Consider the following 26,053-nt stretch of genomic DNA (forward strand, 5'->3'; position numbering starts at 1 on the left):
GTATATGATGACGTACGAACAGGAATTTTTAAAGGATTTTGAAGCTTGGGTCAAAACTCAGGTGACTATCAACGAAATGGCTCTTGAAGAAAGTCAGAAAGTTTATGAGGAAGATAAAGATGAACGCGCTAAAGAAGCTGCGATTCGTTATGAGAGCCGCCTAGATGCCTATCAGTTTCTATTGGGGAAATTTGCCAATTATCAAGAGGGTAAGGGATTTCATGACCTACCAGACGGACTTTTTGGACAGAGAAATTATTGATTTTCTCTAGAAAACATGTTAAACTAAATGCATTAGAGGTGTTTTGAATCCCATTTGTCACAGAAAGCGGTGTTGCTGAGAAATCCGCACAAATGTCAAAACTGGTTGCTGATGGATGAAAATGAAATAAAAGTGTCTTTTTATTTTAAAGACGAGAGTTGCGGGCTCTGCCCGAAATTGGGTGGTACCGCGGATAAACACATTCGTCCCTGTCAGACTGATGACAGGGGCGATTTTTTATGGAAAGCGAGGGGAAGGATGACAAGAGCAGAGTTACCAGAACGAATCGAGACTGATCGGCTTGTCTTGCGAGTCCGCACAGTAGCTGATGCAGTAGATATTTTTGAATATGCCAGTCAACCAGAAGTCTCTTACCCAGCAGGCTTTCCACCCGTCAAGACCTTGGAAGATGAGATTTACTATCTGGAGCATATCCTTCCTGAGCGCAATCAAAAGGAAAATCTCCCAGCAGGTTACGGCATTGTAGTCAAAGGAACCGATAAAGTCATTGGTTCTGTTGACTTCAATCATCGCCACGAAGATGATGTGCTTGAACTCGGCTATACCTTGCACCCAGACTATTGGGGTCGCGGTTATGTACCAGAAGCAGCGCGTGCCTTGATTGACCTAGCTTTTAAAGAAATGGATCTTCACAAGATTGAACTATCTTGTTACAGCCATAATATTCAAAGTCAACGAGTCGCTGAGAAACTTGGCTTTACCCTCGAAGCTCGCATCCGAGATAGAAAGAATGTTCAAGGAAACCGCTGTGACAGTTTGATATATGGCTTGCTGAGGAGTGAGTGGGAGGAACAAAACTATTAGTTAAACTGTTCGAAAATTTCAAACAGTTGGGATTTACTAGTATTTGAGAGTAGGTGATAAATAGTGGAAGTGGGTCATATTATTACCCTGCTTAGTGGTGCGGGATTAGGCGCTATTTTGAGTGCAATTTTAGTTTTTGTCTCTAATAATAAGTCACGAAGTTTAGACTATATGAGCGAGGAACATCTTTATTATCGAAACAACTTAAGGACAATTATAAAAGATTTGTATTCGTTTAATGATCTTCAAAAACCATTGAATGAATTAAAGTTGTTATTGGATGCAAAAGGAAAGCGAGTAAGAAAGGTTGGTGGTTATTCAACTTATTTAAAGGATGGTCATATTTGGATACTGATCAATAAGATTGAGAGTGAATTAAAGAATAATGGCAAAGTACCTAAGGAGTTAATTGATAAATTAATTTCTTATTCGGAATTACTATTAGATTATGAATTGAGTTCCAGTAGAAAAAAAGTAAGATATAAAGTCTTTGAGACGTTTGTTTTTATATCTATAGTGTTGGGTACTGTGCTATCAGTAATTTGGTTTATTAAACCCAATTGGCGTGATGTGAATGGAAATATTGTTTCAGATTTGATACCGTTAATATGTATAGGCTTGTGTTTAACTTCATTTTTAATATTCTATTTTTTAAGAGATCATGTGAGATTGTCTTTTAGAAATGGAAATTCATTTCTTATGATTTTATTTATAATCTTTTATTTACTACCACTTTTTGGAATTATTCAACGCTATAATGAGAATGCCATCGAAGCACTCTCTCATATATCTTTTCTAGAAAATATTAATAAGGATAAGTTTATCTTTATTATTCGTGGAGCGTTATTTATTTTAGAAATATTATTCTTGTTATTGAGTATAGACGATGAAAAAAGCCAATATATAGAGGAAATTCGAGCTGTGGAAAACGCTGATATTTTTGAGAATCTGTTGAAAATTAATAATGCAATTGATAATGAAGATGATTCATCTAGTATTATGAACAATGACTATATTCGTTGCTTTCAAAAGTTTTTAGCTAAAAAAGATTCAAGAAAACTGGAGGAAATGATAGTCGAAGAGAAATGGGAAGAAGTTATAAGTGATATACAAAAGGAAAACTTATGGAAAAAGAGCTTGTATAAAAAGGAGATTACTTATTTAGAGAAATACTTAAAAGATAAAAAGTAATTTTTGTAAATATAGTTTTAGAAGAGATTTCATACTATTTTCAAAAAGTTTTTTACTACTTAAGATTACTTTAAATCTAAAGTTATCAATTTATATGACCGTTCAAAAAAATTTGGTTGTTAATTTTTAAACAATTATAATCATATATCGTAAATAGAGAAAGGACACACACATGTCTAAAGAACTTTCACCTAAATACAATCCAGCCGAGGTTGAGGCTGGGCGTTATCAAAAATGGTTGGATGAGGATGTTTTCAAGCCATCTGGCGATAAGAAAGCTCATCCGTATTCTATCGTTATTCCACCACCAAACGTAACTGGTAAACTTCACCTTGGTCACGCTTGGGATACTACTTTGCAAGATATTATTATCCGTCAAAAACGTATGCAAGGTTTTGATACTTTATGGCTTCCTGGTATGGACCATGCGGGGATTGCAACACAGGCAAAAGTTGAAGCACGTCTTGCTGAAGATGGTATCTCACGCTACGACCTTGGTCGTGAAAAATTCCTTGATAAAGTCTGGGAATGGAAGGACGAGTATGCGGCAACCATCAAAGAACAGTGGGGCAAGATGGGAATTTCTGTTGATTATTCGCGGGAACGTTTCACTCTTGATGAAGGCTTGTCTAAAGCGGTCCGCAAGGTTTTCGTAGAACTCTATAAAAAAGGCTGGATTTATCGCGGTGAATTTATCATCAACTGGGATCCAAAAGCTCGTACAGCCCTTTCTGATATCGAAGTTATCCACAGAGATGTCGAAGGTGCTTTCTACCACATGAACTACATGTTGGAAGATGGTTCACGTAGCCTTGAAGTTGCCACAACTCGTCCTGAAACAATGTTCGGTGACGTTGCCGTTGCGGTTAACCCAAATGATGATCGTTACAAAGATCTGATTGGACAAAATGTTATCTTGCCAATCGTTAACAAAGCTATTCCAATCGTTGGTGATGAACACGCTGACCCAGAATTTGGTACTGGTGTGGTTAAAATCACTCCAGCCCATGACCCTAACGACTTCCTTGTTGGTCAACGTCACAATCTTCCTCAAGTTAATGTCATGAATGATGACGGTACGATGAACGAACTTGCTGGTGAATTTGCTGGCATGGATCGCTTTGAAGCTCGCAAAGCCGTTGTTAAAAAATTGGAAGAAATTGGTGCGCTTGTTAATATTGAAAAAATGACACACTCTGTTGGTCATTCAGAACGTACGGGTGTTATGGTTGAGCCACGTTTGTCAACACAATGGTTCGTTAAAATGGATCAATTGGCTAAAAATGCGATTGCCAACCAAGATACTGATGATGAAGTGAAATTCTACCCACCACGTTTCAACGATACTTTCCTTCAATGGATGGAAAATGTTCACGACTGGGTTATCTCTCGTCAGCTCTGGTGGGGGCATCAAATCCCAGCATGGTACAATGCTGAAGGTGACATGTACGTTGGTGAAGAAGCTCCAGAAGGTGACGGATGGACTCAAGATGAAGATGTTCTTGACACTTGGTTTAGCTCTGCCCTTTGGCCATTCTCAACTATGGGCTGGCCTGACACAGACTCAGAAGACTTCAAACGTTACTTCCCAACGTCAACCCTTGTGACAGGTTACGATATCATCTTCTTCTGGGTATCTCGTATGATTTTCCAATCCTTGGAATTCACTGGTCACCGTCCATTTAAGAATGTCCTTATCCACGGTCTCATTCGCGACGAACAAGGCCGCAAGATGTCTAAATCTCTCGGTAACGGTATTGACCCAATGGATGTTATCGAAAAATATGGTGCTGATGCTCTGCGCTGGTTCCTCTCAAACGGCTCTGCACCGGGTCAAGACGTGCGTTTTAGCTATGAAAAGATGGACGCTGCTTGGAACTTCATTAACAAGATTTGGAATATCTCTCGTTACATCCTCATGAATAATGAAGACCTTATCCTTGACCAAGCGAGCGAAAATGTTGCAAAAGTTGCGGCTGGTACGGCTGGTAACGTAACTGACCGCTGGATTCTTCACAACTTGAATGAAACAATTGCCAAAGTTACTGAAAACTTTGATAAATTTGAATTTGGTGTGGCTGGTCATATCCTTTACAACTTCATCTGGGATGAATTTGCTGACTGGTACGTTGAATTGACAAAAGAAGTGCTTTACAGTGACAATGAAGATGAAAAAGTTATCACTCGTTCAGTTCTTCTTTACACCCTTGATAAGATTCTTCGTTTGCTTCACCCAATCATGCCATTTGTTACTGAAGAAATCTTTGAACAAATTTCTGAAGGTTCAATCGTAACAGCTGAATACCCAACAGTTAACCCAACGTTTGAAAATGAAGCTGCGCATAAAGGTGTTGAAAGCCTTAAAGACCTTATCCGTGCTGTCCGTAACGCACGTAGCGAAGTGAATGTTGCTCCAAGTAAACCAATTACACTTCTCGTGAAAACAAGTGATAAAGAATTGGAAAGTTTCTTCAATGCCAATGTCAACTACATCAAGCGTTTTACCAATCCAGAGCATTTGGAAATTGCTTCTGACATTGAGGCGCCAGAATTAGCTATGTCCAGCATCATCACAGGAGCTGAAATCTATCTGCCTCTCGCTGACTTGCTCAATGTTGAAGAAGAACTAGCCCGCCTTGACAAAGAACTTACTAAATGGCAAAAAGAATTGGATATAGTTGCCAAGAAACTCAGCAACGAAAAATTTGTCGCCAATGCCAAACCAGAAATCGTCGCGAAAGAGCGACAAAAGCAAACCGACTACCAAGCCAAATATGATGCCACGCAAGAGCGGATTGAAGAGATGGAGAAGTTGGAGGGGTAGTACGCATAGACCTAAAAAACACAGCAGAAATGTTGTGTTTTTGGCATAATGAGAATATTATTTCAGTGGAGTGTCAATTAAGTGAGTTATAATTTAGATTATTTATTTAAAAAGCATTCTGAGATAGAAAAAGAAATACTGAATCACTCTTTTTTTAAACTGAATAGAGATACAGCTATATATTATTTATTTTCTCGTTTGGAGACATCTATACTTATTTCCAAGGGAGAAATATTTACATTGTTTCAATCAGAAGATTTATTTAAATCTTTTAATTTGTTAGTTAATGTTATCCAAGATGCTGTCCCTTTTATTTTAAGCCATTTGAGTAATCAATCTAAAAATGATGAAACGATTGATATTGATCCATTAGAATTGATGAAACTATTAAACATAATTAGTGATTATTTAGAATTTAGTCGATTCATTGAACTTTATAAAAATAAGATTGTTAGAGTAATTATGACCGGTAACTATATTCAGTTTGAATATGAGAAAGACTTATTCAGGATTAATGATATTTATAATGGCTTTTGGCATAGTTTAGAACAAAGTAATGCTTTAATAGGGGTTGATCAATTACAGGATATCACTAATAATATGTTTGATTTGATAGTGGATATAAATTTTGGATCTTTTACTCTAGAAGAATATAAAGTTTTTTGTAAGGGACTTGACTCCTTAATATTTCAAAAATTGTCTAATCCAATTAAAATTGTAAATGAAGTAGGTTTCTTAGTACTTACTGAAGATGAATGGATTCATAAATTATCCCCATATATGTCTTCTTTATCTCATAATAAAATAGCAACCATAATTAACTATTTAAAATATGATTTTTCTAATAGTGAAAGTGATCCTAATATTTCTTACTTTATACCAATGAACGGTAAGTTATTGTTATCTTTTAATCTTTTCTTATGTCAGAGATTGGATAAAAATTTACTACGATTATTAAAAGAGAAAAATCTAAGTTTGTATCAGAATGAACAGAAGAAATTAGAGAAACATCAAATTGAACAAATCAAGGCAAATGCTTCTACATGGTATGATTTTGATGTAGACAAGGATGGAAGTCCGGGTGAAGATTTAATTGTTTATGACAAAAGAGAAAATATTGTTCAAATAATTGAATTAAAATATAAACTTCCTGTCCATACAGTTAAAGAAATTAAAAATTTGAAGAAATTATTATCAAAGGCTACCAAGCAAAATAGGACTGCAGAGAGAGAATTGAACATTCAAAATGTTTTTCAAAAATATTTTGATGGGAAGTATAAGGATATCACTCCTAAAAAAATTATTTTCTTTTCTTTAATAAATTATTCTATAGATTATTCATCGTCTAATCACGTTTTATTGGTTGATCACTATATTGAATTGTTAAAAAGATCAGGTTGCTCAAATAGAATGGAATCAACCTTTCAGGATAAATTCAAGGGGATCAATATATATCCCAAAATTAAATATAAGAAGATTAATCTATTTGGGAATGTTATTAAAGTTCCGAAAAATTATTCTAAGATTCCATAATAATTATTTGAGATTCTAGATATGTTTATCATAAAGATACATTTCAAAAAGGCTTCACCCATGTAACCAACCTACACCATTGATAATCCAATATCATCTATAAAGAAAAACGTGACCTGTGGCAGAGTGTTTTTGGCTTGAATAGGTTGATAGCTTGAAACCTTCTACCTACTATGGTGAAGCTGGTGGAGAAGCAGTCTTGTGGGGAGTACACTAATGAGCAAGTCTATCAGGAAGTGACTATCATAAGAATATTGATGCGAGTATCAGGGAAGCGGACTTGGTGTCTCTATGATTCAGACGACCTTAGACGATGATTTTCAGCAAGAGAAGTCCTGAAACAAGAAAGTTACCAACATCTTCTAACATCCCCACCTATCAAAAAAGAACAGCTCTATTATTGAGCTGTTCTTTTTAAACTGTTGGCAAATCCAAATTTAAAGTTTGTACGTGTATATGCCTTGATTTCTAAACCTCAAAATTATAGAGAGCGGTTGAGAGGTAGCGCTCGCCGTTATCTGGAGCAAGAGCTAGGACTTTTTTACCTGTTCCTAGTTTTTTGGCTACTTCAAGTGCAGCATAGATAGCTGCGGCAGAAGAAATCCCTACAAGAAAGCCTTCTTGTCCACCGACACGGCGTCCAAGGTCAAGTGCTTGATCAGAGGTAACACGGACAATACCGTCATAAGCTTGAGTGTCCAGTGTTTCTGGGATAAAACCAGCTGAAATTCCTTGAATCTTGTGGGGTCCAGGATTTTCACCGGACAGGATAGCGGACTCATCGGCTTCAACTGCGTAAACTTGTATATTTGGATTGACTTTTTTGAGAGCGTGAGAAACGCCAGAAATTGTACCACCTGTGCCAACTCCACCGACAAAGGCGTCCAATCCTTTTTCACCGAAAGCAGAGATAATTTCTGCTCCTGTTGTTCTTTCGTGTACTTCAGGATTAGCTGGATTGTTGAACTGTAGTGGTAGCCATCCGTTACGTTCTTTGGCGATTTCTTCAGCTTTGGCAATCGCACCTTTCATTCCCTCACTTCCGGGAGTGAGCACCAATTCGGCACCATAAGCTTGGATAATTTTGCGGCGCTCCACACTCATGGTTTCTGGCATAACAATAACGACCTTATAACCTTTAGCAGCACCGACCCAAGACAAACCGATTCCAGTATTTCCGCTGGTTGCTTCGACAATGGTTGCACCCGGCTGAATCAAGCCCTCTTGCTCAGCGGTCTCAATCATGCTGAGAGCAATGCGGTCTTTGACAGACGACCCCGGATTGAAAGCTTCTAGCTTGACATAGACATCAGCAGCGCCTTCTGGAACCAGCTTATTCAATTTCACAATAGGAGTATTTCCAATGAGTTCTGTAATGTTATGATAAATTTGTGCCATAAAATAATACCTCAATTCTATTGATACAATCAGTATAAAACGAAAAAGAGCCTTTGTAAAATATAAAAAAACTATCAAGTCGATAGCCTTTTTTAATATTTAGGATGAAGAAATGGGAACCTCAACTTTCCGCAATCCCTGCTCAACAATGTCAATTTTTCCATTAAACAGTTCAATCAAACTTTCTATAACGCTGTCTTTATCGTCTTTGTCAACAAAAATAGTCGTTTGTACTTGATCTGTAAAAGCTGTATCCTGCTCTTGCAACTGTTTGGCTTTAAGAAAATTTGGCAATTCTTGATATTGACTGTAGGAAAGAGTAAGCCTTAGTCCAAGTTGTTCTTTTATGTGGACACTTCCGATTTCTTTGATAGCTAGGGCAACGCTGCCAGCATAAGCCCGAATGAGCCCACCTGCTCCTAGCTTGATGCCCCCAAAATAGCGCGTCACGACAGCACAGACGTTAGTTAGTTGATGATTTTCTAAGACGCCTAGCATAGGCACGCCAGCAGTTCCGCTGGGTTCGCCATCATCGCTGCTTCGCTTCATTTCGCTCCGCTCTCCTAAAATAAAGGCAGAGCAGTTATGAGTAGCTTTGTAATGTTCTTTTTTAATAGTATTGATAAACTCTCGTGCTTCGTCCTCTGTTGTCACACGCTTGATATGACAGATAAAGCGCGATTTTTTGATTTCTTCTTGGACTTGACCGTCCTCTTTGATTGTTCTAAATTCCATATCTTCATTTTACAAAAAAACTTTTATTTTGCCAAAGTTTTTCCGAATAAATAGATATGACGGAATTACAAGATTGCTTAGGTCGTATTTTTACAAAAAGTCAATTGTCACCAGAATTGCAATTGCAAGCACAAAGCTTAGCTGGAATGGTAGAAGAGAAAGGAAAGTTAAGCTGTAATCGCTGCGGACAAGCCATTGACAAAGAAAAACAGCAACTACCAATTGGTGCTTATTATTGTAGGTCTTGCTTGATCTTAGGAAGGGTTAGGAGTGATGAAGAACTATACTATTTTCCACAGGAAGAATTTCCCAAAGCGAATGTTTTGAAATGGCAAGGAAAGTTGACAGAATTTCAAGCCAAGGTTTCTCAAGGACTTGTAGAGGCGGTTACCAAACGCAAAGATAGCTTGGTTCACGCAGTCACAGGAGCCGGAAAGACGGAAATGATCTATCAGGTGGTGGCACAAGTCATCAATCAAGGTGGAGCCGTCTGCTTGGCTAGCCCCAGAATTGATGTCTGCTTAGAACTTTATCGCAGACTGAAAGTAGATTTTACTTGCGATATTTCACTCCTGCACGGTGAATCAGAAGCATATTCCCGTAGTCCTCTCGTGATTGCTACAACGCATCAGCTTCTCAAATTTTATCAAGCCTTTGATCTTCTTATCGTTGATGAAGTAGATGCCTTTCCTTACGTGGACAATCCGATGCTTTATCATGCGGTTCATCAGGCAGTTAAAGTAGAGGGAACGAAGATTTTCTTAACAGCAACTTCCACAGATGAGTTGGATAAAAAAGTGGCTAAAGGAGAATTAACTCGTTTGAGTCTACCTAGACGTTTTCATGGGAATCCTTTGATTGTTCCTCAAAAAATTTGGTTGGCAGATTTTCAAAAATATCTTGGTCAAAAGAAGCTAGTTCCTAAGTTAAGACAGTTTATTCAAAAGCAGAGAAAAACCAGCTTTCCACTTCTTATTTTTGCTTCTGAGATTAAAAAGGGGCAGGAATTAGCAGAGATTCTTCAAAGCACTTTTCCTAATGAAAAAGTTGGCTTTGTAGCCTCGACGACTGAAAATCGACTGGAAATTGTAGAGAAATTTCGTCAAAAAGAAATCACGATTTTGGTAACAACGACAATTCTAGAACGTGGTGTAACTTTTCCTTGTGTAGATGTTTTTGTGGTGGAGGCTAACCACCGTTTGTTTAGTCGCAGCGCTCTGGTGCAAATCGCTGGACGCGTCGGTCGCAGTATGGATCGACCGACAGGCGAGTTAATCTTTTTTCATGACGGTGCGACTATGGCGATAGAAAAAGCGATTAAAGAAATTCAGGAGATGAATCAGGAGGCCGGTTTATGAATTCATGTGTTTTATGTGATAGTCTACTGGATGAAAAACTAACATTTTGTGATTTATTGACTTTGACGAAGCCAAAAGCAAGAGCCTGTGATACTTGTTTTGAAAAATTTCAACGCATTTCAGGGCAGCATTGCCCGAAGTGTTATCGTGACGGGGCAAGTGAAGTCTGCATAGATTGCCAAGTGTGGATAGAAAAAGGAAAAGAAGTTTGTCATAAAAGTTGTTTTGTATATAACGAAGCCATGAAAGACTTTTTCAGCCAATATAAATTTCAAGGAGATTATGCTCTTTATTCTGTATTTGCTGAAGTTTTGCAAAAGGAATTAAAAGTTTACCGTGATTATGCGCTTGTTCCCATTCCTGTAAGTGCCGAAAAGTATCAGACAAGAGGGTTTAATCAAGTAACAGCTCTCCTTGAGGGCGCAAAGTTGCCATTTAAGGAAGTTTTAGAAAAGTATGATACAATTGCTCAATCAAGCAAGACGAGAAAGGAGCGATTGCAAAGTCAGCAGTGTTTTAAAGTGAAAGACAATATTCAACTTCCACCCAAAATCCTTTTGATAGATGACATTTATACCACAGGAGCAACCTTACAACTTGCCAAAGATATTTTGGTGGAAGCGGGTGTGAAAGAAATTGTGACATTTTCATTGGCAAGATAACAAAAAATTTGCAAAAAAAAAATGAAAGCGTTATAATAAAGTAAAGAAAAACAAAATGCTTAGAAAGAAGGTACTTATATGATTAAATATAGTATCCGTGGTGAAAATCTAGAAGTAACAGAAGCGCTTCGTGATTACGTAGTTTCTAAACTTGAAAAAATCGAGAAATATTTCCAAGCTGATCAAGAATTGGATGCTCGTGTAAACTTGAAAGTCTATCGTGAAAAGACAGCTAAGGTTGAAGTAACCATCCCACTTGGCTCTATCACTCTTCGTGCAGAAGATGTTTCCCAAGATATGTATGGTTCCATTGATTTGGTGACAGATAAAATTGAACGTCAAATTCGTAAAAATAAAACAAAAATTGAACGTAAAAACCGTAATAAAAAATCAACTAGTCAGTTATTTACAGACGCTGTTATTGAAGAAGTAGAAGCTGCACCTGCAAAAGTGGTGCGTTCAAAACAAATCGACTTAAAACCAATGGATTTAGAAGAAGCTCTTCTTCAAATGGATTTATTGGGACATGATTTCTTCATCTATACTGATGTAGAAGACAACACAACCAATGTTCTCTATCGTCGTGAAGATGGTGACGTTGGCTTGCTTGAAGTGAGATAATCAATCGGTCCTCTGATTTATATCAGGGGATTTTTATTTGCTCTGCAATCAGCTCAAGATAATTGCAAAAAAACTGTATTAAAAATCATCATGTTTGAACGGCATTTCAAAAGTTAGACAGAAAAACCAATTGACTTACAGTTATCACAGAAGAAAAACTGATACATTCTTTCGAGATTTTGTTATAATATTCTTTATGAGAGTTGTTGCAGGGAAATATGGGGGGCGTCCTCTTAAAACATTGGAAGGCAAAACAACCAGACCGACGACAGACAAGGTTAAGGGAGCTATCTTTAATATGATTGGTCCTTATTTTGATGGAGGACAGGTTCTGGACTTGTATGCTGGAAGCGGCAGTTTAGCGATTGAAGCTATTTCGCGAGGCATGGTTTCGGCTGTTTTGGTTGAAAAAGACCGCAGGGCGCAAGCGATTATCAGCCAAAATATCAGTATGACTAAGGAAAAAGAACGATTTGAACTTCTGAAAATGGAGTCCAATCGAGCACTTGAATTGGTCACAGGACAGTTTGACTTGGTTTTGTTAGATCCACCCTATGCAAAAGAACAGATTGTTTCAGATATTATAAAAATGATTGAACGAGAGCTTCTGAGCGATGATGTACTGGTTGTTTGTGAGACAGACAAGTCGGTGGATTTACCAGAAGAAATCGCAGGGCTAGGTATCTGGAAGCAAAAAATATATGGAATTTCAAAGGTGACGGTTTATGTCAGATAAAATTGGATTATTTGCGGGCTCTTTTGACCCGATTACAAAGGGGCATATTGACTTGATTAAGCGAGCTAGTAAGCTCTTTGATTGCCTTTATGTTGGTATTTTTTATAATCTTGAGAAAACGAGTTTTTTTAGTATTGAAGCGAAAGAAAAAATGATAGCAGCTGCTCTAGTTCATTTGGAGAATGTAAAAATTGTTACTTCTCATGATGAATTGGCAGTGGAAGTAGCTAGAAAGCTAGGAGTGACAACTTTTGTACGGGGATTACGTAATAGTCAGGATTTGGATTATGAGGGGAATCTCAACTTTTTCAATCATGAATTAGCACCTGAGATAGAAACCATTTTTTTGATAAGCAAACCAGCTTATCAGCATCTCAGCTCATCAAGAATTCGTGAATTGATTTCCTTTGAGCAGGATATTTCAAAGTATGTGCCCGAAAGTGTCATAAAGGAGTTAAAGAAACAATATGGAAAAACCAAGAAATAAATTTAAAAAATGGCCGATAATTGCAGTAGTAGGGTTGATTTTGCTTTTCTTATCTTTTGTAGTTCCCTTGCCTTATTATATTGAGGTGCCAGGTGGTGCAGCGGATGTCCGTCAGGTATTGCGCGTGGACAACAAAGAAGATAAGGAAAAAGGTTCTTATAATTTTGTAACGGTTGGAATTCAGCATGCGACCTTCGCTCATTTGGTTTATGCTTGGCTGACACCTTTTACGGATATTTATTCGGCGAAGGATTTGACTGGTGGAACTTCTGATAAAGAATACATGCGGATCAATCAGTTTTATATGGAAACGTCGCAAAACCTAGCTAAATACCAAGGGTTGAAAAAAGCTGGCAAAGACATTACTCTGAAATATCTAGGGGTTTACGTCTTGCAAGTCACAAAGAATTCTACTTTTAAAGGTATTTTAAATATTGCAGATACCGTGACAGGTGTGAATGATAAGACTTTCAATAGTTCAAAAGAATTGATAGACTATGTCGGAGCGCAAAAGATTGGCAGCAAGGTCAAGGTGAACTATGTAGAAGACGGTCAGAAGAAGTCTGCTACAGGTAAAATTATTAAACTTGAAAATGGGAAAAACGGGATTGGCATTAGTTTGATTGACCGAACAGAAGTCACAAGCAACACACCAATTGAATTTTCAACTGCCGGTATTGGTGGACCAAGTGCGGGCTTGATGTTTAGTTTGGCAATTTATACGCAAATTGCAGATCCAACATTGAGAAACGGCAGAAATATTGCTGGGACGGGCTCAATTGACCGCGAAGGAAAAGTTGGCGACATTGGTGGGATTGACAAAAAAGTTGTTTCAGCAGCAAAAAATGGTGCAGAAATTTTCTTTGCACCAAATAATCCAGTTACTAAGGAAGCTAAAAAAGCTAATCCTAAAGCGAAAACTAACTATGAGACTGCTTTGGAAACTGCTAAAAAAATTAAGACCAATATGAAAATTGTACCCGTGAAAACTTTACAAGATGCCATTGATTACCTCAAGAACACAAAGAAGTCATAAAAATAGTTCAATAAAAGAGCAAGTTAATGATAGAAGTTTGACTTTGCTCCTTTTTTCTTTCTCTATTTCAACTATCAAAAACACTTCTTTTTATGGTAAAATAAGTTTAATACAAGAAATAAGATGATAAAGGATGACTATGCGAAAAGAAATTGCACCTGAATTATACAATTACAATAAATTTCCTGGACCGGAGTTTCGGCAAATAGGAACCAAAATTTTGACTGAGACAATTGAATTTGACTTGGTAGATAATTTCAAGGAAGGTTTTGATATAACGGCTTTTAATCAGCGTTTTTCCGATATTTTAACAAAATTTGATTATATTGTTGGTGACTGGGGGAACGAGCAGCTACGTTTGCGTGGATTTTATAAAGATGACAAGGCAAATGAAAGCGAGGAAAAAATCAGTCGCTTAGAAGATTATTTGTTAGAATACTGCAATTATGGTTGTGCTTATTTTGTCTTGGAAAATTTACAGCCGCGTCGCGCATCGTTTGATAAAAAATCACATCACAAGAAAGAAAGTGATAACAAGCCACGTCGTTCTAAACAAGCTCACTCCTATAAAGAAGAGCAACCCAAGCGAGAAAATCGCCAGCGCAGTAAGCGACAAAATCAAAAGCAAAGAGCAAGAAAGCAAAATTCAACGAAGCAACAACAAACAAGCAGCCAGCGCCATTTTGTCATTCGTCAAAAATAGTGGAAATTGAGAATGGGAACAGAGAGGAAGAAAATGAAACCATCAATTTATAGTTTGACCCGTCAGGATTTGATAGACTGGGTAGAAAGTCAAGGAGAAAAGAAATTTCGAGCTACTCAGATTTGGGAGTGGCTTTATCGCAAACGGGTTCAGTCTTTTACAGAAATGACAAACATTTCAAAGGGTTTATTAGCAAAGTTAGAAGATGAATTTGTTGTCAATCCGCTAAAGCAAAGAGTGGTGCAGGAATCGGCTGACGGCACAGTAAAGTATCTTTTTGAACTGCCAGACGGTATGTTGATTGAAACAGTTCTCATGCGTCAGCACTATGGTCTGTCGGTCTGTGTAACCACTCAGGTGGGTTGCAATATTGGCTGTACCTTTTGTGCTAGCGGGCTGATTAAAAAGCAGCGTGACTTGAATAATGGGGAAATTATGTCTCAGATTATGCTGGTGCAAAAATATTTTGATGAGCGTGGACAAGGTGAGCGCGTCAGCCATATTGTGGTTATGGGGATTGGCGAGCCTTTTGATAACTATGACAATGTTCTCAAGTTTGTGCGAACTGTCAATGATGACAAAGGGCTGGCTATCGGAGCTCGTCACATTACGGTTTCCACTTCCGGTCTAGCACATAAAATTCGTGATTTTGCAAATGAAGGAGTGCAGGTTAATTTAGCTGTTTCTCTTCATGCACCCAATAATGAATTGCGTTCTAGCATTATGAAAATCAATCGTGCCTTTCCAATTGAAAAGCTGTTTGCGGCGATTGAATATTATATTGAAACAACCAACCGCAGGGTTACTTTTGAGTATATCATGCTAAATGAAGTCAATGACGGAGTAGAGCAGGCATTGGAATTAGCTGAATTGCTCAAAAACATCAAAAAGCTATCGTATGTCAATTTGATTCCTTACAATCCAGTTAGCGAACATGATCAATATAGTCGCAGTCCCAAAGAACGTGTAATGGCTTTCTACGATACTCTGAAAAAGAATGGCATTAACTGTGTTGTTCGTCAAGAGCATGGTACAGATATTGATGCAGCTTGCGGTCAATTGCGCTCCAATACGATGAAGAAAGACAAGGAGAAGGCACTTGCGAAACATGCCTAGGTTAAAAGTGTGGCTGCAATCCAATGGAGAATTAACAGTTAAAGGACGTAAAATTCTGACTTGGGGAAGCATTTTCTACATTTTATTATTATGTCTAATGTGTTTTCTCCCTCAGGTGACAGAAGAAGGGATGGAAACACCAGGAATTCAGCAGTTTGGTCGTATTGTAGTGCTTCTCATTCCTTTTAATTCTTTGGTCAATCTTGGGCAAATTACTTCTTTCTTTCAATTAATTAAGGTTTTTGTGCAAAATATAATGAATATTTTTCTGCTTAGCCCACTAATTTTTCAGCTTCTCTGGTTGTTTCCGAACTTGCGAAATACCAAACGTGTACTCTCTGTCAGCTTTGTGATAAGCCTTTTTATCGAATGCACGCAGATTTTGTTAGATATTTTAATTGATGCCAATCGTGTTTTTGAAATAGATGATTTATGGACAAATACATTAGGCGGATATCTGGCTTTTCTGTTGTATAAAACTTGTGTCAGCCATTGGAAAGATAAGTTTCTGACTTCTAAATAAAAATAAGAGTCATTGTTCGGATTTAGGATGCTTTTCCATGGTTTTTTCACTATTTTATGGATAGAATGGTAGAAAAACTCTATAATAATGCTCAAACATCAGAAAAGTAGTAAATTGATGCTTCCAGAGAGCTTGTGTTAGGTGTAAACAAGCAGTAGATATTTATGAAATGGGCTGATGTAAATGATATGAATTTGAAACAATAAAAATTCGGTGTGCACACCTTACAGTGTAACTTGTTGATAGACAAGATAGAGATATGCGGATAAGGTCTACTTTTCCCATAACTGAGGTGGCACCATGCTCATACGCCCTCACACAGTTTTTGTGTGGGGGTATTTTGTTGTTTACATTCGGCTCTTTGTCAACTGTAGTGGGTTGATGTCAGCTAAGCTTTAGAGAGGACGAGATTCGTTCTCTCTCTTTTGATGTTCAAAGCGATGAGAATGCGTTTCTTAAAGTTGTCAAAGTTCCTGAATCCAAAAGCGTTTCGCTTAATGACCTTGATGAGATTGTTAGTTGCTTCCAGCTTGGCGTTGGAGTAGGGTAGTTCCAAGGCGTTGGTAATCTTGTCTCTGTCCTTCAGGAAAGTCCGAAAGACGGTTTGAAAAATCGGGTGAACATCCGAAATAACCTCCTCCATCAGGTCAAAGAAATAATCAGCTTGCTTTTCCTGAAAGTGAAAGAGCAGAAGCTGGTAAAGCTCATAGTGCTGTCGGAGTTGGTCCGAATAGCTGAGTAGCTGATGGAGAATCTCTTGATTGGTTAAATGAGCGCGGAAGGCTGGTCTGTAAAAACGCTTATGGCTAAGCTTGCGGCTGTCCTGCCATTGAAAGTTCCCATGCTATTGCAGAAGCAGTTAAACGCGCGTCACAGCTAAGTAAGGACAATATTATTATCGTCAATGTATCTGGGCGTGGTGATAAAGATGTAGCCGCTATTGCTGATTACTTGGAAAAAAGAAACACGAAAAATCAAGAGTGAATAGACGCCCATGAGTACAAATACCTACAGAAATATGAAATCTGGGAAGATGACGTAAAAAAACTAAAATTTGAAAATTGTAATCATCGCTTTCTTGTTTCGAGGTTCCGCTGAATCTGGAGACATTCATCCCAGACTCATGATAGGACGTTATTCTAATTTTATTGAAGCAACAGTTCGCATAAAAGCAGAACAATCACTCCAATCAAAAGACAGGGAACGAAAGCTATCCTGTCTTTTCTCTTTTTTAAGCAAAAGAGACATAAGCCCACTAAGCTGGCAATTTGAATCAGCCAAAGAATCTCTGTCAACTTGAAAACAGTTGAACAAGAAGCTAGAAAAAGAAAGTCTCCTGCGCCAATTCGTAAGTCAAAGAAAAAAGCTACTATTCCAAGGGTTAAAAAACTAATCATTAGAAGATTGAAACCTGTTAAAAAGAGAAGAAGGAAATGGAAAAACAGCCAAATAAGCAGAGGATATTCTTGTTCTCTTTGATCGTAAAGGGATAAGGTTATGCCCATTACAAGTAGGACAAGCTGACCGATATTTAGATAGCCCATAGAAGTTGCAAGAAAGAGAGATCCGATAGCGATTTCTAATACCAAATAGCGGATGGGAATTTTTGACTGACAAAACCGACAACGCAGTCGATTGATAAGCTGAGAAAGGACAGGGACTAAATCGCGAGGTGCTAATTTCTGTCCACAAGCATTACAATGACTGGAAGGAACGAGAATAGACTGTTCAGGGAAACGATCAACGACCAGCCCTAAAAAGGAAGCCACAATGCTTCCAACCAAGAAAAAATAAAAATGAATCATACTTTTTTATTCGCAAATAATTCTAAAAAATTGCAACTTTTCTAATAAAAGAAATTTCTGAGTTCAATCATTTGACTTTCTTATTTAGAAACATTATAATTAAATTATAATCAAAAAGATTAGAATCATTCTAAATAAAAGCGAGGTAGGATAATGGTTAATCTAAAAAATGAAGCAGCAAAAGATGTTGCAACTTTCTCAAGTGTTGAGTCTTTCAGTAAGTCTCTTCCCAAAACAAAAGTGGTATTGAACCAAGCAGTAGCAGATTTATACACTGCTCGTATTGCTCTTCACCAAGTACATTGGTACATGCGTGGAGCTGGTTTTATGGTTTGGCATCCTAAGATGGACGAGTACATGGAAACCTTGGATACGACTTTGGATGAAGTAAGTGAACGTTTGATTACTTTAGGTGGAACGCCGTATTCAACTTTGAGTGAATTTATCCAACACAGCAATATTGAAGAAAAAGAAGGAAAATTCAGTAAGAATGTTGCAGAAAGTTTGGAACGTGTCATCGAAATCTTCCGTTACTTGGTAGGCCTCTACCAAGAAGCTCTGGATGTAACAGATGAAGAAGGGGATGATGTGACCAACGATATTTTTGTCGGTGCAAAAGCAGAACTTGAAAAGAATATCTGGATGTTAACAGCAGAAACCGGTCAAACTCCGGGTTTGTAAGTAAATTTTTGAGAGTAGAAAATAAATTTTTAAAATCTTTTAGAATTTAAGATAAGTTTAAGGAGGTGGCGTTATACTAACATCATCAGATGAAGACCTCCTAACTTTATTTGATAAAAATCCTAAACTTTTCTTTTTCATAATAATCTCCCTATAAGAGTCGCCCAATCGGCGGCTTTTTTGTTGTTTTTGAGCACTTGAAGAATGTTTTACTTACAAAATGAGTTCTTTTCAACCTTGAAATATTCCTAAAATTCTGGTAAAATAAGCCTCATGAAAACACTTTATGATGTGCAGCAATACCTCAAAAGTTTTGGCATTATTATCTATATGGGTAAGCGCTTGTATGATATTGAAATGATGAAAATTGAGTTAGAGAGGATTTATGATGCGGGCTTGATAGAAAGAATGGACTATCTAGAAGCTGAGCGGGTCTTGCGAAAGGAACATCAGTTGGAGTTACAATATTTGAAGAAGAATGAGGAGAAAACATGTTAAACTGGATTTTATTGGCAATTATTGTTGGGATGTTAGGCTGGATGGGCTTTAACTATATTCGTGTTCGTCGTGCGGCTAAGGTAGTAGACAATGCAGAATTTGGTGATATGATTCGGCAAGGTCAGTTGATTGATTTGCGCGATCCAGCTGATTTTCGCCGGAAACATATTTTAGGAGCGCGAAATATCCCGTCACAGCAGTTAAAAACGAGTTTGGGAGCTATTCGTAAGGACAAGGCTGTTTTACTGTACGAAAATAGCCGTGGACAACGTGTTATGAATGCAGCTATTCTATTGAAAAAACAAGGTTATCAAAATATTTACATCCTCTCTACAGGACTAGATGGATGGAAAGGAAAAATCAAAAGTGAGTAATCCAAAGGGTTGCTCACTTTTAATAGCTTTTTTCTAGATAGTGCCTCACTATTTCGAGTTCTGCTTGGTTCAATGCTCGGTATTCTCCTGCGGCTAAGTTTGGTTCTAATTCAAAATCTCCAAAATGCGTCCGTTTAAGAGAAGTAACTTTGACACCGACAGTTAAAAACATCTTTTTGATTTGGTGAAATTTTCCTTCAGAAATAGTGACAGTAGCACAGCTTTTGTTTGAGCTAGAAGAATGAATTGTAAGAATGGCTGGTTTACAACTTGTTCCGTCAAGAAAAACGATGCCCTTTTGAAAGGATTGCACTGCTCGGTCATCTAGGAGACCATTAACTTCAACCTCATATGTTTTTGTGACGTGATATTGAGGATGAAGCAATTGAAAACCGAGCGGACCGTTGTCAGTGATTAACAGCAGTCCAGAAGTATCTCGATCTAGTCGCCCGACAGAATATAACTTATCATTGAAATCTTCTGGTTTGATGAGATCTAGAACCGTTTGGGATTTGGCATCGGAGTTAGCTGTCACGACACCAAGGGGTTTATTCATCATAAAATACTGATGAGGCTTGCCCAGAACAGGTTGTTCTTCTAGCGTAATCGTCTGCAAACCTGTATCAACATTTTGACTGAGTTTTCGAGCAGGACAGTCATCTACCAAGATTTTCTTTTTTAGGAGAGCTTGCTTCATCTTTTTACGACTAATGTGAGCTTGAGCTAGTAAAACATCTAAACGCATACAGTTTCCTTTGTTTTTTTCTTATCATATCATAATTTTGCAATAAAGAATGTAAATAAATTTGTCGGGCATTGATTTTCTAATGAAAACATTTACACCCGGTTTAACCGTGTTTTTTACTGTAATCTGTGGTATAATTGTTCAGTTAGAAATAAAACTTAAGATTTAGAGGATAAAATGACAAAATTAAGAGAAGATATTCGCAATATCGCTATTATCGCTCACGTTGACCACGGGAAAACAACGCTGGTGGACGAATTATTGAAGCAATCACATACTTTGGACGATCGAAAAGAGTTGCAAGAACGCGCAATGGACTCCAACGATCTTGAAAAAGAACGCGGAATTACCATTCTTGCTAAGAATACAGCTGTTGCTTACAACGGTGTTCGTATCAATATCATGGACACTCCAGGACACGCGGACTTCGGTGGAGAAGTTGAGCGGATCATGAAAATGGTGGACGGGGTTGTTCTGGTTGTTGATGCTTATGAAGGAACCATGCCACAAACTCGTTTTGTATTAAAAAAAGCTCTTGAGCAAGATTTAGTGCCGATTGTTGTGGTCAATAAAATTGACAAACCATCTGCACGCCCTGCAGAAGTGGTGGATGAAGTCTTGGAACTTTTCATTGAGCTGGGTGCAGATGATGACCAATTGGATTTCCCTGTCGTGTATGCTTCTGCTATCAACGGAACGTCTTCTATGTCAGACGATCCTGCTGACCAAGAGCACACTATGGCACCGCTTTTTGATACTATTATTGATCATATTCCAGCACCAGTGGATAATTCAGACGAGCCGCTTCAATTCCAAGTTTCTCTTTTGGACTACAATGACTTTGTAGGTCGTATTGGGATTGGTCGTGTTTTCCGCGGAACGGTGAAAGTTGGAGACCAAGTGACGCTTTCTAAACTAGACGGCACAACGAAAAACTTCCGTGTCACCAAGCTATTTGGTTTCTTTGGATTAGAACGCCGTGAAATTGACGAAGCCAAAGCAGGTGATTTGATTGCCGTGTCTGGTATGGAAGATATCTTTGTTGGTGAAACGATTACTCCGACAGATGCAGTAGAACCATTGCCAATTCTTCACATTGACGAACCAACGCTGCAAATGACTTTCTTGGTGAACAATTCACCATTTGCTGGTCGTGAAGGAAAATGGGTGACATCTCGTAAGGTTGAGGAACGCCTGCAAGCAGAATTGCAAACGGACGTTTCGCTTCGTGTGGATCCGACTGACTCACCAGATAAATGGATTGTGTCAGGTCGTGGAGAATTGCACTTATCAATCTTAATTGAAACCATGCGCCGTGAAGGCTATGAGTTACAAGTATCGCGCCCAGAAGTTATCGTCAAAGAAATTGACGGTGTGCAATGTGAGCCATTTGAACGTGTGCAAATTGACACCCCAGAAGAATACCAAGGTTCGGTTATTCAAAGTCTTTCTGAGCGCAAGGGTGAAATGTTAGACATGGTGGCTACCGGAAACGGACAAACACGTTTGATTTTCCTTGTGCCTGCGCGTGGCTTGATTGGATACTCAACTGAATTCCTTTCTATGACGCGTGGTTACGGGATTATGAACCATACCTTTGACCAATATCTACCATTGATTCCAGGTGAGATTGGTGGACGCCGTCGTGGAGCTCTCGTGTCAATTGATACAGGAAAGGCAACGACATACTCTATCATGTCTATTGAGGAACGTGGAACGATTTTTGTCAATCCAGGTACAGAAGTATACGAAGGAATGATTATTGGTGAAAATTCACGTGAAAATGACTTGACGGTCAACATTACAAAAGCCAAACAAATGACCAATGTTCGTTCTGCAACGAAAGACCAAACAGCGGTTATTAAAACGCCTCGTATTTTGACATTGGAAGAATCACTTGAATTCTTGAACGATGACGAATACATGGAAGTGACGCCTGAATCAATCCGCCTGCGGAAACAAATTCTTGATAAAAACCAACGTGCCAAAGCTGCTAAAAAGAAAAAATCAGCTGAATAATGAAAGAACGGTTTGCTTCGTTGCTAATATATTAAAGAAGCGGATGGGCTAGAAAGGAGCAGAAATGTTTTATTTGATTTTTGGAATTCTCATTTTGTTATTTTACATTTTTGCTGCTCCGCAGAGCATTAAAGGAACTTTAAATGTAGTAGTTTTAGTGATTGCCCTAGTCGCTTTTATCATTTTACTAGGATTGGCAGTATTTCAGATTTTTCAATTACCGTCTGAGTTTTTCGTAGGAATTTTGATGATAGGCGTAGCATATTTTTCCCTACGTGATATTTCAAAATTATCACAAAAAGATAAAAAAGTATCGTTTTGCTCAAAACTTCGTAACAGACAAGAATAAAAAGCCGTAAAGGCTTTTTTATTTTCTGAAAAAAAGGTAAAATAGATAGGAAGAATAAAAAAAGAGGCGTGTTATGAAGCACATTACAAATTTTGCAAATAAAAAAGTGTTAGTTTTAGGCTTGGCCAAATCTGGTGAAGCCGCTGCTCGTTTACTAGATAAGTTGGGAGCGATTGTTACAGTGAATGACGGAAAGCCATTTGAGGAAAATCCTGCTGCTCAGTCTCTTCTTGAGGAAGGCATCAAAGTGGTAACAGGTGGTCATCCTTTGGAACTCTTGGACGAAGAGTTTGAACTGATGGTCAAAAATCCCGGTATTCGTTACGACAATCCTATGGTAGCGAGAGCTTTGGAAAAGAAAATCCCAGTCATCACTGAAGTGGAGTTAGCCTATTTGATTTCAGATGCTCCAATTATTGGGATTACGGGCTCTAATGGAAAAACAACAACGACAACGATGATTGCGGAAGTCTTGACTGCAGGTGGTCAAAATGGTCTGCTTTCTGGGAATATTGGCTTTCCAGCCAGTCAAGTTGCAACAACCGCAACCCAAAATGATACATTGGTCATGGAGTTGTCTTCTTTCCAACTCATGGGCATTGAAACCTTTCACCCAGAGATTGCAGTGATTACTAACTTGATGCCAACTCATATTGATTATCATGGCTCTTTTGAAAATTATGTGGCGGCTAAATGGAACATTCAAAAAAATATGAATAAATCTGACTTCCTCGTATTGAATTTCAACCAAACATTAGCGAAAGAGCTGGCTGCAAAGACGCAAGCGACCGTTGTACCATTTTCAACGACGGAAAAGGTAGACGGCGCTTACTTAGAGGGAAACATGCTGATTTTCCGTGGAGAGCCTGTTATGGCAGCAGATGAGCTTGGCGTTCCGGGTAGCCATAATGTTGAAAATGCCCTTGCAACTATTGCAGTTGCGAAACTGCGTGGCATTGAAAATCAAGTCATCAAAGAAACATTGGCAGGTTTCGGTGGCGTTAAGCACCGCCTTCAATATGTCGGTGAAATCAACCATGTTAAATTTTATAACGATAGTAAATCCACAAATATTCTTGCAACGCAAAAGGCCTTGTCTGGTTTTGACAATAGCAAGGTTATCTTGATTGCTGGTGGACTGGATCGTGGCAATGAATTTGACGAAATGGTGCCAGATATTCAAGGGGTGAAGAAAATGGTTATTCTTGGAGAATCTGAAGCACGTGTCAAGAGAGCAGCAGATAAAGCAGGTGTTAGTTATATGGATGCTGCTGATGTGAAAGATGCGACGCAAAAAGCTTTTGCTGAAGCTCAAGCAGGTGACATTGTTCTTCTCAGTCCTGCAAATGCAAGCTGGGATATGTATCCAAATTTTGAAGTTCGTGGCGATGAATTTATTGCAACATTTGAAGAATTAAAGGGTTAAGATGAAAAAGATTGTATTTACAGGTGGAGGAACGGTTGGTCATGTGACTCTAAACCTTATACTCATTCCAAAATTCCTTGAAGCAGGTTGGCAAGTCCACTATATTGGGGACAAGCATGGGATTGAATACCAAGAAATCCAGAAGTCAGGTTTGGATATCACTTTTCATTCTATAGCAACGGGGAAATTACGCCGTTACTTTTCTTGGCAAAATATGTTAGATGTATTCAAAGTGGCTTGGGGCATTTTGCAATCTTTAGGAATTATGTTAAAGGTTCGTCCGCAAGCTCTCTTTTCTAAAGGTGGTTTTGTATCAGTTCCTCCTGTCATTGCAGCTCGCTTAGCTAGGATTCCAGTTTATGTACATGAATCAGACCTCTCTATTGGTCTAGCAAATAAAATTGCTTACAAATGTGCGACAAAAATGTATTCTACTTTTGAACAAGCCCATGCGTTGACAAAAATTGAGCATGTGGGAGCTGTAACAAAGGTAGGAGAAAAAATAACTGCTCCAAATGAGCAGATTCAAGCCATTCAGCAGCATTTTGATGAAAACCTTCCGACACTTCTGTTTGTTGGTGGGTCAGCGGGAGCAAAGGTTTTTAATGATTTTGTAACGGCAAATAAAGCAGAGCTAACTCAGCATTACAATATTATCAATTTATCAGGCGATGCTAGCTTAGACGAATTATCAAATCATCTGTACCGAATTGCCTATGTGACTGACCTCTATCAACCGTTGATGGACTTAGCGGATGTCGTTGTTACACGTGGCGGATCTAATACTATTTTTGAATTGTTGGCTATGGTAAAGCTTCATGTAATTGTCCCTTTGGGACGCGAAGCAAGTCGCGGTGACCAGATTGAAAATGCAGATTATTTTGTAAAAAAAGGCTATGCCAAAAAATTAGACGAGCCTCAATTGAATTTGGAGAATCTTCAAAAAATGATAACAGAGTTGCTTGAACAGAAAGAATTTTATGAAGAAAACATGAAACAGTCCCACGAAATAAAATCGTTAGATGAATTTTATAACCTTTTAAAAAATGACATGAACAAAGGAAGAAAATGACAAAAAAGAAGCAAGAGGATCAGAAAGAGCAAGAAACAGAAAAACTTTCTGAGTGGCAAAAAAGAAACAAGGAATACCTTGAAAAAAAGGCTCAAGAAGAAGCTGAAAAAGAGAAAGAATTGGCAGAGCAAAAAAAGCAGCATTTGCCAAATCCTGAAAAATCAGATGTAGGCGAGGAAGATGAAAAAACAGAAGTAACATCTGATACTCAAGAAGCAGAATCAGAGGACTTAGAAGAATCCACTGTAACAGAGTTCTCCGAGGAAGAACAAGATGCGTCTCTTGATAAAGCGTCCTTGCGAAAAAAGAAGAAAGCAGAACGCAAACAAGCTAAGCAGGAAGCAAAAGAGACAAGAGAAAAAATCGCTCCTCGTCATGTTTACCGTGCTTTGCCAGTATTGATTCTAAGTTCTATTTTGTTAATTTTAGCTGTTTATTTTATAAGTCCCTATTCAAAATTAAAGAACATAGAGGTGACGGGCAATAAACAGCTTTCAAAAACAGAGGTGCTGGATGCTTCTAGTATTCAAAAAGAGGATTACACCTTGACGACGTATTTGAGTCAAAAGGCACATGCTAGAAATATTAAATTATCAAATCTATGGGTGAAAAAAGCAGAGATAAGTTACCAATTTCCGATTACATTTAAAATAAAAATAACAGAATACACAGTGGTTGCGTATGATTATTCTGGGGAGCAGTATTTCCCAGTATTATCTAGTGGAGAAGAAATTGCTACTCCGGTTAAAAAATCACAGTTGCCAAAAAGTTATATAATGCTTGATTTTTCAGATAAAGCAATGCTTAAGAAATTTGTGCAACAATTATCAAGTATTTCTGATACAATCAAATCAGAAATTCAAACGGTTCAGCATACACCGAGTAAAGCGACTGAAGATTTGCTGACAATCACTATGACAGATGGAAATAAAATTCTAGTTCCTTTGTCAGAAGTAGCTAAAAAATTGCCTTATTATGAAAAAATTAAACCACAATTGACGGAAACAAGCGTTGTGGATATGGAAGCAGGAATATTTAGTTATAGAAATAGCTAAAATAATGCAGAAAATCTAC

Annotated in this window: 26 protein-coding genes and 2 pseudogenes; 23 read left to right on the top strand and 5 right to left on the bottom strand. The window is 38.0% G+C overall.

Annotation, left to right across the window (positions count from 1 at the left end):
* The first annotated feature begins 7 nt into the window (after positions 1-7).
* From EL087_RS01915 to EL087_RS01935, 5 genes are all read left to right on the top strand, one after another.
* Positions 8-262: a DUF1912 family protein gene (locus tag EL087_RS01915; RefSeq protein ID WP_022525301.1), complete on the top strand. Its 255-nt coding sequence runs from the start codon at positions 8-10 to the stop codon at positions 260-262.
* A gap of 258 nt (positions 263-520) precedes the next feature.
* Positions 521-1,087: a GNAT family N-acetyltransferase gene (locus tag EL087_RS01920; protein ID WP_126406529.1), complete on the top strand. Its 567-nt coding sequence runs from the start codon at positions 521-523 to the stop codon at positions 1,085-1,087.
* Between the two features lie 63 nt (positions 1,088-1,150).
* Entirely contained in the window at positions 1,151-2,278 is a 1,128-nt protein-coding gene (locus EL087_RS01925; protein WP_126406532.1) for a hypothetical protein, read from the top strand.
* Between the two features lie 172 nt (positions 2,279-2,450).
* Positions 2,451-5,102, top strand: a complete 2,652-nt coding sequence (locus EL087_RS01930; RefSeq protein ID WP_126406535.1) for a valine--tRNA ligase — start codon at positions 2,451-2,453, stop codon at positions 5,100-5,102.
* Positions 5,103-5,183: 81 nt separating this feature from the next.
* Positions 5,184-6,635, top strand: a complete 1,452-nt coding sequence (locus EL087_RS01935; RefSeq protein WP_126406538.1) for a hypothetical protein — start codon at positions 5,184-5,186, stop codon at positions 6,633-6,635.
* Positions 6,636-7,103: 468 nt separating this feature from the next.
* Here EL087_RS01935 and cysK read toward each other — a convergent pair whose 3' ends face one another.
* Complete coding sequence (gene cysK / locus EL087_RS01940; protein ID WP_003028385.1) at positions 7,104-8,033, bottom strand: cysteine synthase A; 930 nt, start codon at positions 8,031-8,033, stop codon at positions 7,104-7,106.
* A gap of 99 nt (positions 8,034-8,132) precedes the next feature.
* Positions 8,133-8,768 (bottom strand): YigZ family protein, encoded by a 636-nt coding sequence (locus EL087_RS01945; protein ID WP_106079174.1) that lies wholly within the window; start codon positions 8,766-8,768, stop codon positions 8,133-8,135.
* 56 nt (positions 8,769-8,824) lie between these two features.
* Between EL087_RS01945 and EL087_RS01950 the strand changes: the two genes are divergently transcribed.
* The 9 genes from EL087_RS01950 to EL087_RS01990 all read left to right on the top strand — a co-directional run bounded on the left by EL087_RS01950 (position 8,825) and on the right by EL087_RS01990 (position 16,010).
* The gene (locus EL087_RS01950) at positions 8,825-10,126 is read left to right on the top strand and encodes a DEAD/DEAH box helicase (RefSeq protein WP_003028383.1); all 1,302 of its coding nucleotides are present in this window, start codon (positions 8,825-8,827) and stop codon (positions 10,124-10,126) included.
* A complete protein-coding gene (locus tag EL087_RS01955; RefSeq protein WP_126406541.1) occupies positions 10,123-10,788 on the top strand; it encodes a ComF family protein in 666 nt (221 codons plus the stop codon). Before EL087_RS01950 ends, EL087_RS01955 begins: the two co-directional genes overlap by 4 nt.
* Before the next feature lie 78 nt (positions 10,789-10,866).
* Positions 10,867-11,409: a ribosome hibernation-promoting factor, HPF/YfiA family gene (gene hpf, locus EL087_RS01960; RefSeq protein ID WP_003032381.1), complete on the top strand. Its 543-nt coding sequence runs from the start codon at positions 10,867-10,869 to the stop codon at positions 11,407-11,409.
* 187 nt (positions 11,410-11,596) lie between these two features.
* Positions 11,597-12,145, top strand: a complete 549-nt coding sequence (gene rsmD, locus EL087_RS01965) for a 16S rRNA (guanine(966)-N(2))-methyltransferase RsmD (protein WP_025271932.1) — start codon at positions 11,597-11,599, stop codon at positions 12,143-12,145.
* Positions 12,135-12,632, top strand: a complete 498-nt coding sequence (coaD, locus tag EL087_RS01970) for a pantetheine-phosphate adenylyltransferase (RefSeq protein ID WP_021001374.1) — start codon at positions 12,135-12,137, stop codon at positions 12,630-12,632. The genes rsmD and coaD overlap by 11 nt, the downstream gene beginning before the upstream one ends.
* A complete protein-coding gene (locus tag EL087_RS01975; RefSeq protein ID WP_126406544.1) occupies positions 12,613-13,668 on the top strand; it encodes a SepM family pheromone-processing serine protease in 1,056 nt (351 codons plus the stop codon). The genes coaD and EL087_RS01975 overlap by 20 nt, the downstream gene beginning before the upstream one ends.
* A 139-nt stretch (positions 13,669-13,807) precedes the next feature.
* Positions 13,808-14,371 carry a YutD family protein gene (locus EL087_RS01980; protein WP_003043206.1) on the top strand — a complete coding sequence of 188 codons (564 nt, stop codon included), beginning with the start codon at positions 13,808-13,810 and terminating at the stop codon, positions 14,369-14,371.
* A gap of 33 nt (positions 14,372-14,404) precedes the next feature.
* Complete coding sequence (rlmN, locus tag EL087_RS01985) at positions 14,405-15,487, top strand: 23S rRNA (adenine(2503)-C(2))-methyltransferase RlmN (protein ID WP_022525296.1); 1,083 nt, start codon at positions 14,405-14,407, stop codon at positions 15,485-15,487.
* Positions 15,480-16,010 carry a VanZ family protein gene (locus EL087_RS01990; protein WP_003028375.1) on the top strand — a complete coding sequence of 177 codons (531 nt, stop codon included), beginning with the start codon at positions 15,480-15,482 and terminating at the stop codon, positions 16,008-16,010. Before rlmN ends, EL087_RS01990 begins: the two co-directional genes overlap by 8 nt.
* 388 nt (positions 16,011-16,398) lie before the next feature.
* On the opposite strand, the pseudogene EL087_RS01995 reads toward EL087_RS01990, so the two are convergent.
* Positions 16,399-16,836 (bottom strand): annotated as a pseudogene (locus EL087_RS01995) (ISL3 family transposase); the annotation flags it as partial.
* Here EL087_RS01995 and EL087_RS02000 point away from each other — a divergent pair.
* Positions 16,833-16,994, top strand: a pseudogene (locus EL087_RS02000) (tryptophan synthase subunit beta); the annotation flags it as partial. The pseudogenes EL087_RS01995 and EL087_RS02000 sit on opposite strands and share 4 nt — an antisense overlap.
* A gap of 161 nt (positions 16,995-17,155) precedes the next feature.
* On the opposite strand, the gene EL087_RS02005 reads toward EL087_RS02000, so the two are convergent.
* Complete coding sequence (locus EL087_RS02005) at positions 17,156-17,815, bottom strand: prepilin peptidase (RefSeq protein WP_126406547.1); 660 nt, start codon at positions 17,813-17,815, stop codon at positions 17,156-17,158.
* A gap of 153 nt (positions 17,816-17,968) precedes the next feature.
* Here EL087_RS02005 and EL087_RS02010 point away from each other — a divergent pair, with 153 nt between their 5' ends.
* From EL087_RS02010 to EL087_RS02020, 3 genes are all read left to right on the top strand, one after another.
* Positions 17,969-18,496, top strand: coding sequence for a Dps family protein (locus EL087_RS02010; RefSeq protein ID WP_126406550.1), 528 nt, complete (start codon positions 17,969-17,971; stop codon positions 18,494-18,496).
* A 273-nt stretch (positions 18,497-18,769) separates the two neighbouring features.
* The gene (locus EL087_RS02015; protein WP_003025724.1) at positions 18,770-18,994 is read left to right on the top strand and encodes a YqgQ family protein; all 225 of its coding nucleotides are present in this window, start codon (positions 18,770-18,772) and stop codon (positions 18,992-18,994) included.
* Entirely contained in the window at positions 18,988-19,368 is a 381-nt protein-coding gene (locus EL087_RS02020) for a rhodanese-like domain-containing protein (RefSeq protein WP_106082915.1), read from the top strand. The genes EL087_RS02015 and EL087_RS02020 overlap by 7 nt, the downstream gene beginning before the upstream one ends.
* 19 nt (positions 19,369-19,387) lie before the next feature.
* Here EL087_RS02020 and EL087_RS02025 read toward each other — a convergent pair whose 3' ends face one another.
* Positions 19,388-20,113 (bottom strand): 16S rRNA pseudouridine(516) synthase, encoded by a 726-nt coding sequence (locus EL087_RS02025; RefSeq protein WP_106100128.1) that lies wholly within the window; start codon positions 20,111-20,113, stop codon positions 19,388-19,390.
* Between the two features lie 177 nt (positions 20,114-20,290).
* Between EL087_RS02025 and typA the strand changes: the two genes are divergently transcribed.
* The 5 genes from typA to EL087_RS02050 all read left to right on the top strand — a co-directional run bounded on the left by typA (position 20,291) and on the right by EL087_RS02050 (position 26,034).
* Complete coding sequence (typA, locus tag EL087_RS02030) at positions 20,291-22,132, top strand: translational GTPase TypA (RefSeq protein ID WP_057489582.1); 1,842 nt, start codon at positions 20,291-20,293, stop codon at positions 22,130-22,132.
* 64 nt (positions 22,133-22,196) lie between these two features.
* Positions 22,197-22,481 (top strand): DUF3165 family protein, encoded by a 285-nt coding sequence (locus EL087_RS02035; protein WP_003043425.1) that lies wholly within the window; start codon positions 22,197-22,199, stop codon positions 22,479-22,481.
* A 73-nt stretch (positions 22,482-22,554) separates the two neighbouring features.
* Positions 22,555-23,907 carry a UDP-N-acetylmuramoyl-L-alanine--D-glutamate ligase gene (gene murD / locus EL087_RS02040; RefSeq protein ID WP_126406553.1) on the top strand — a complete coding sequence of 451 codons (1,353 nt, stop codon included), beginning with the start codon at positions 22,555-22,557 and terminating at the stop codon, positions 23,905-23,907.
* 1 nt (position 23,908) lies between these two features.
* Positions 23,909-24,979 (top strand): UDP-N-acetylglucosamine--N-acetylmuramyl-(pentapeptide) pyrophosphoryl-undecaprenol N-acetylglucosamine transferase, encoded by a 1,071-nt coding sequence (locus EL087_RS02045; RefSeq protein WP_126406556.1) that lies wholly within the window; start codon positions 23,909-23,911, stop codon positions 24,977-24,979.
* On the top strand, positions 24,976-26,034 hold the full coding sequence (locus tag EL087_RS02050) for a cell division protein FtsQ/DivIB (RefSeq protein WP_126406559.1): 1,059 nt from the start codon (positions 24,976-24,978) through the stop codon (positions 26,032-26,034). Before EL087_RS02045 ends, EL087_RS02050 begins: the two co-directional genes overlap by 4 nt.
* Positions 26,035-26,053: the final 19 nt, after the last annotated feature.

The sequence above is a fragment of the Streptococcus milleri genome, assembly GCF_900636525.1.
Taxonomy (GTDB): Bacteria; Bacillota; Bacilli; order Lactobacillales; family Streptococcaceae; genus Streptococcus; species Streptococcus hominis.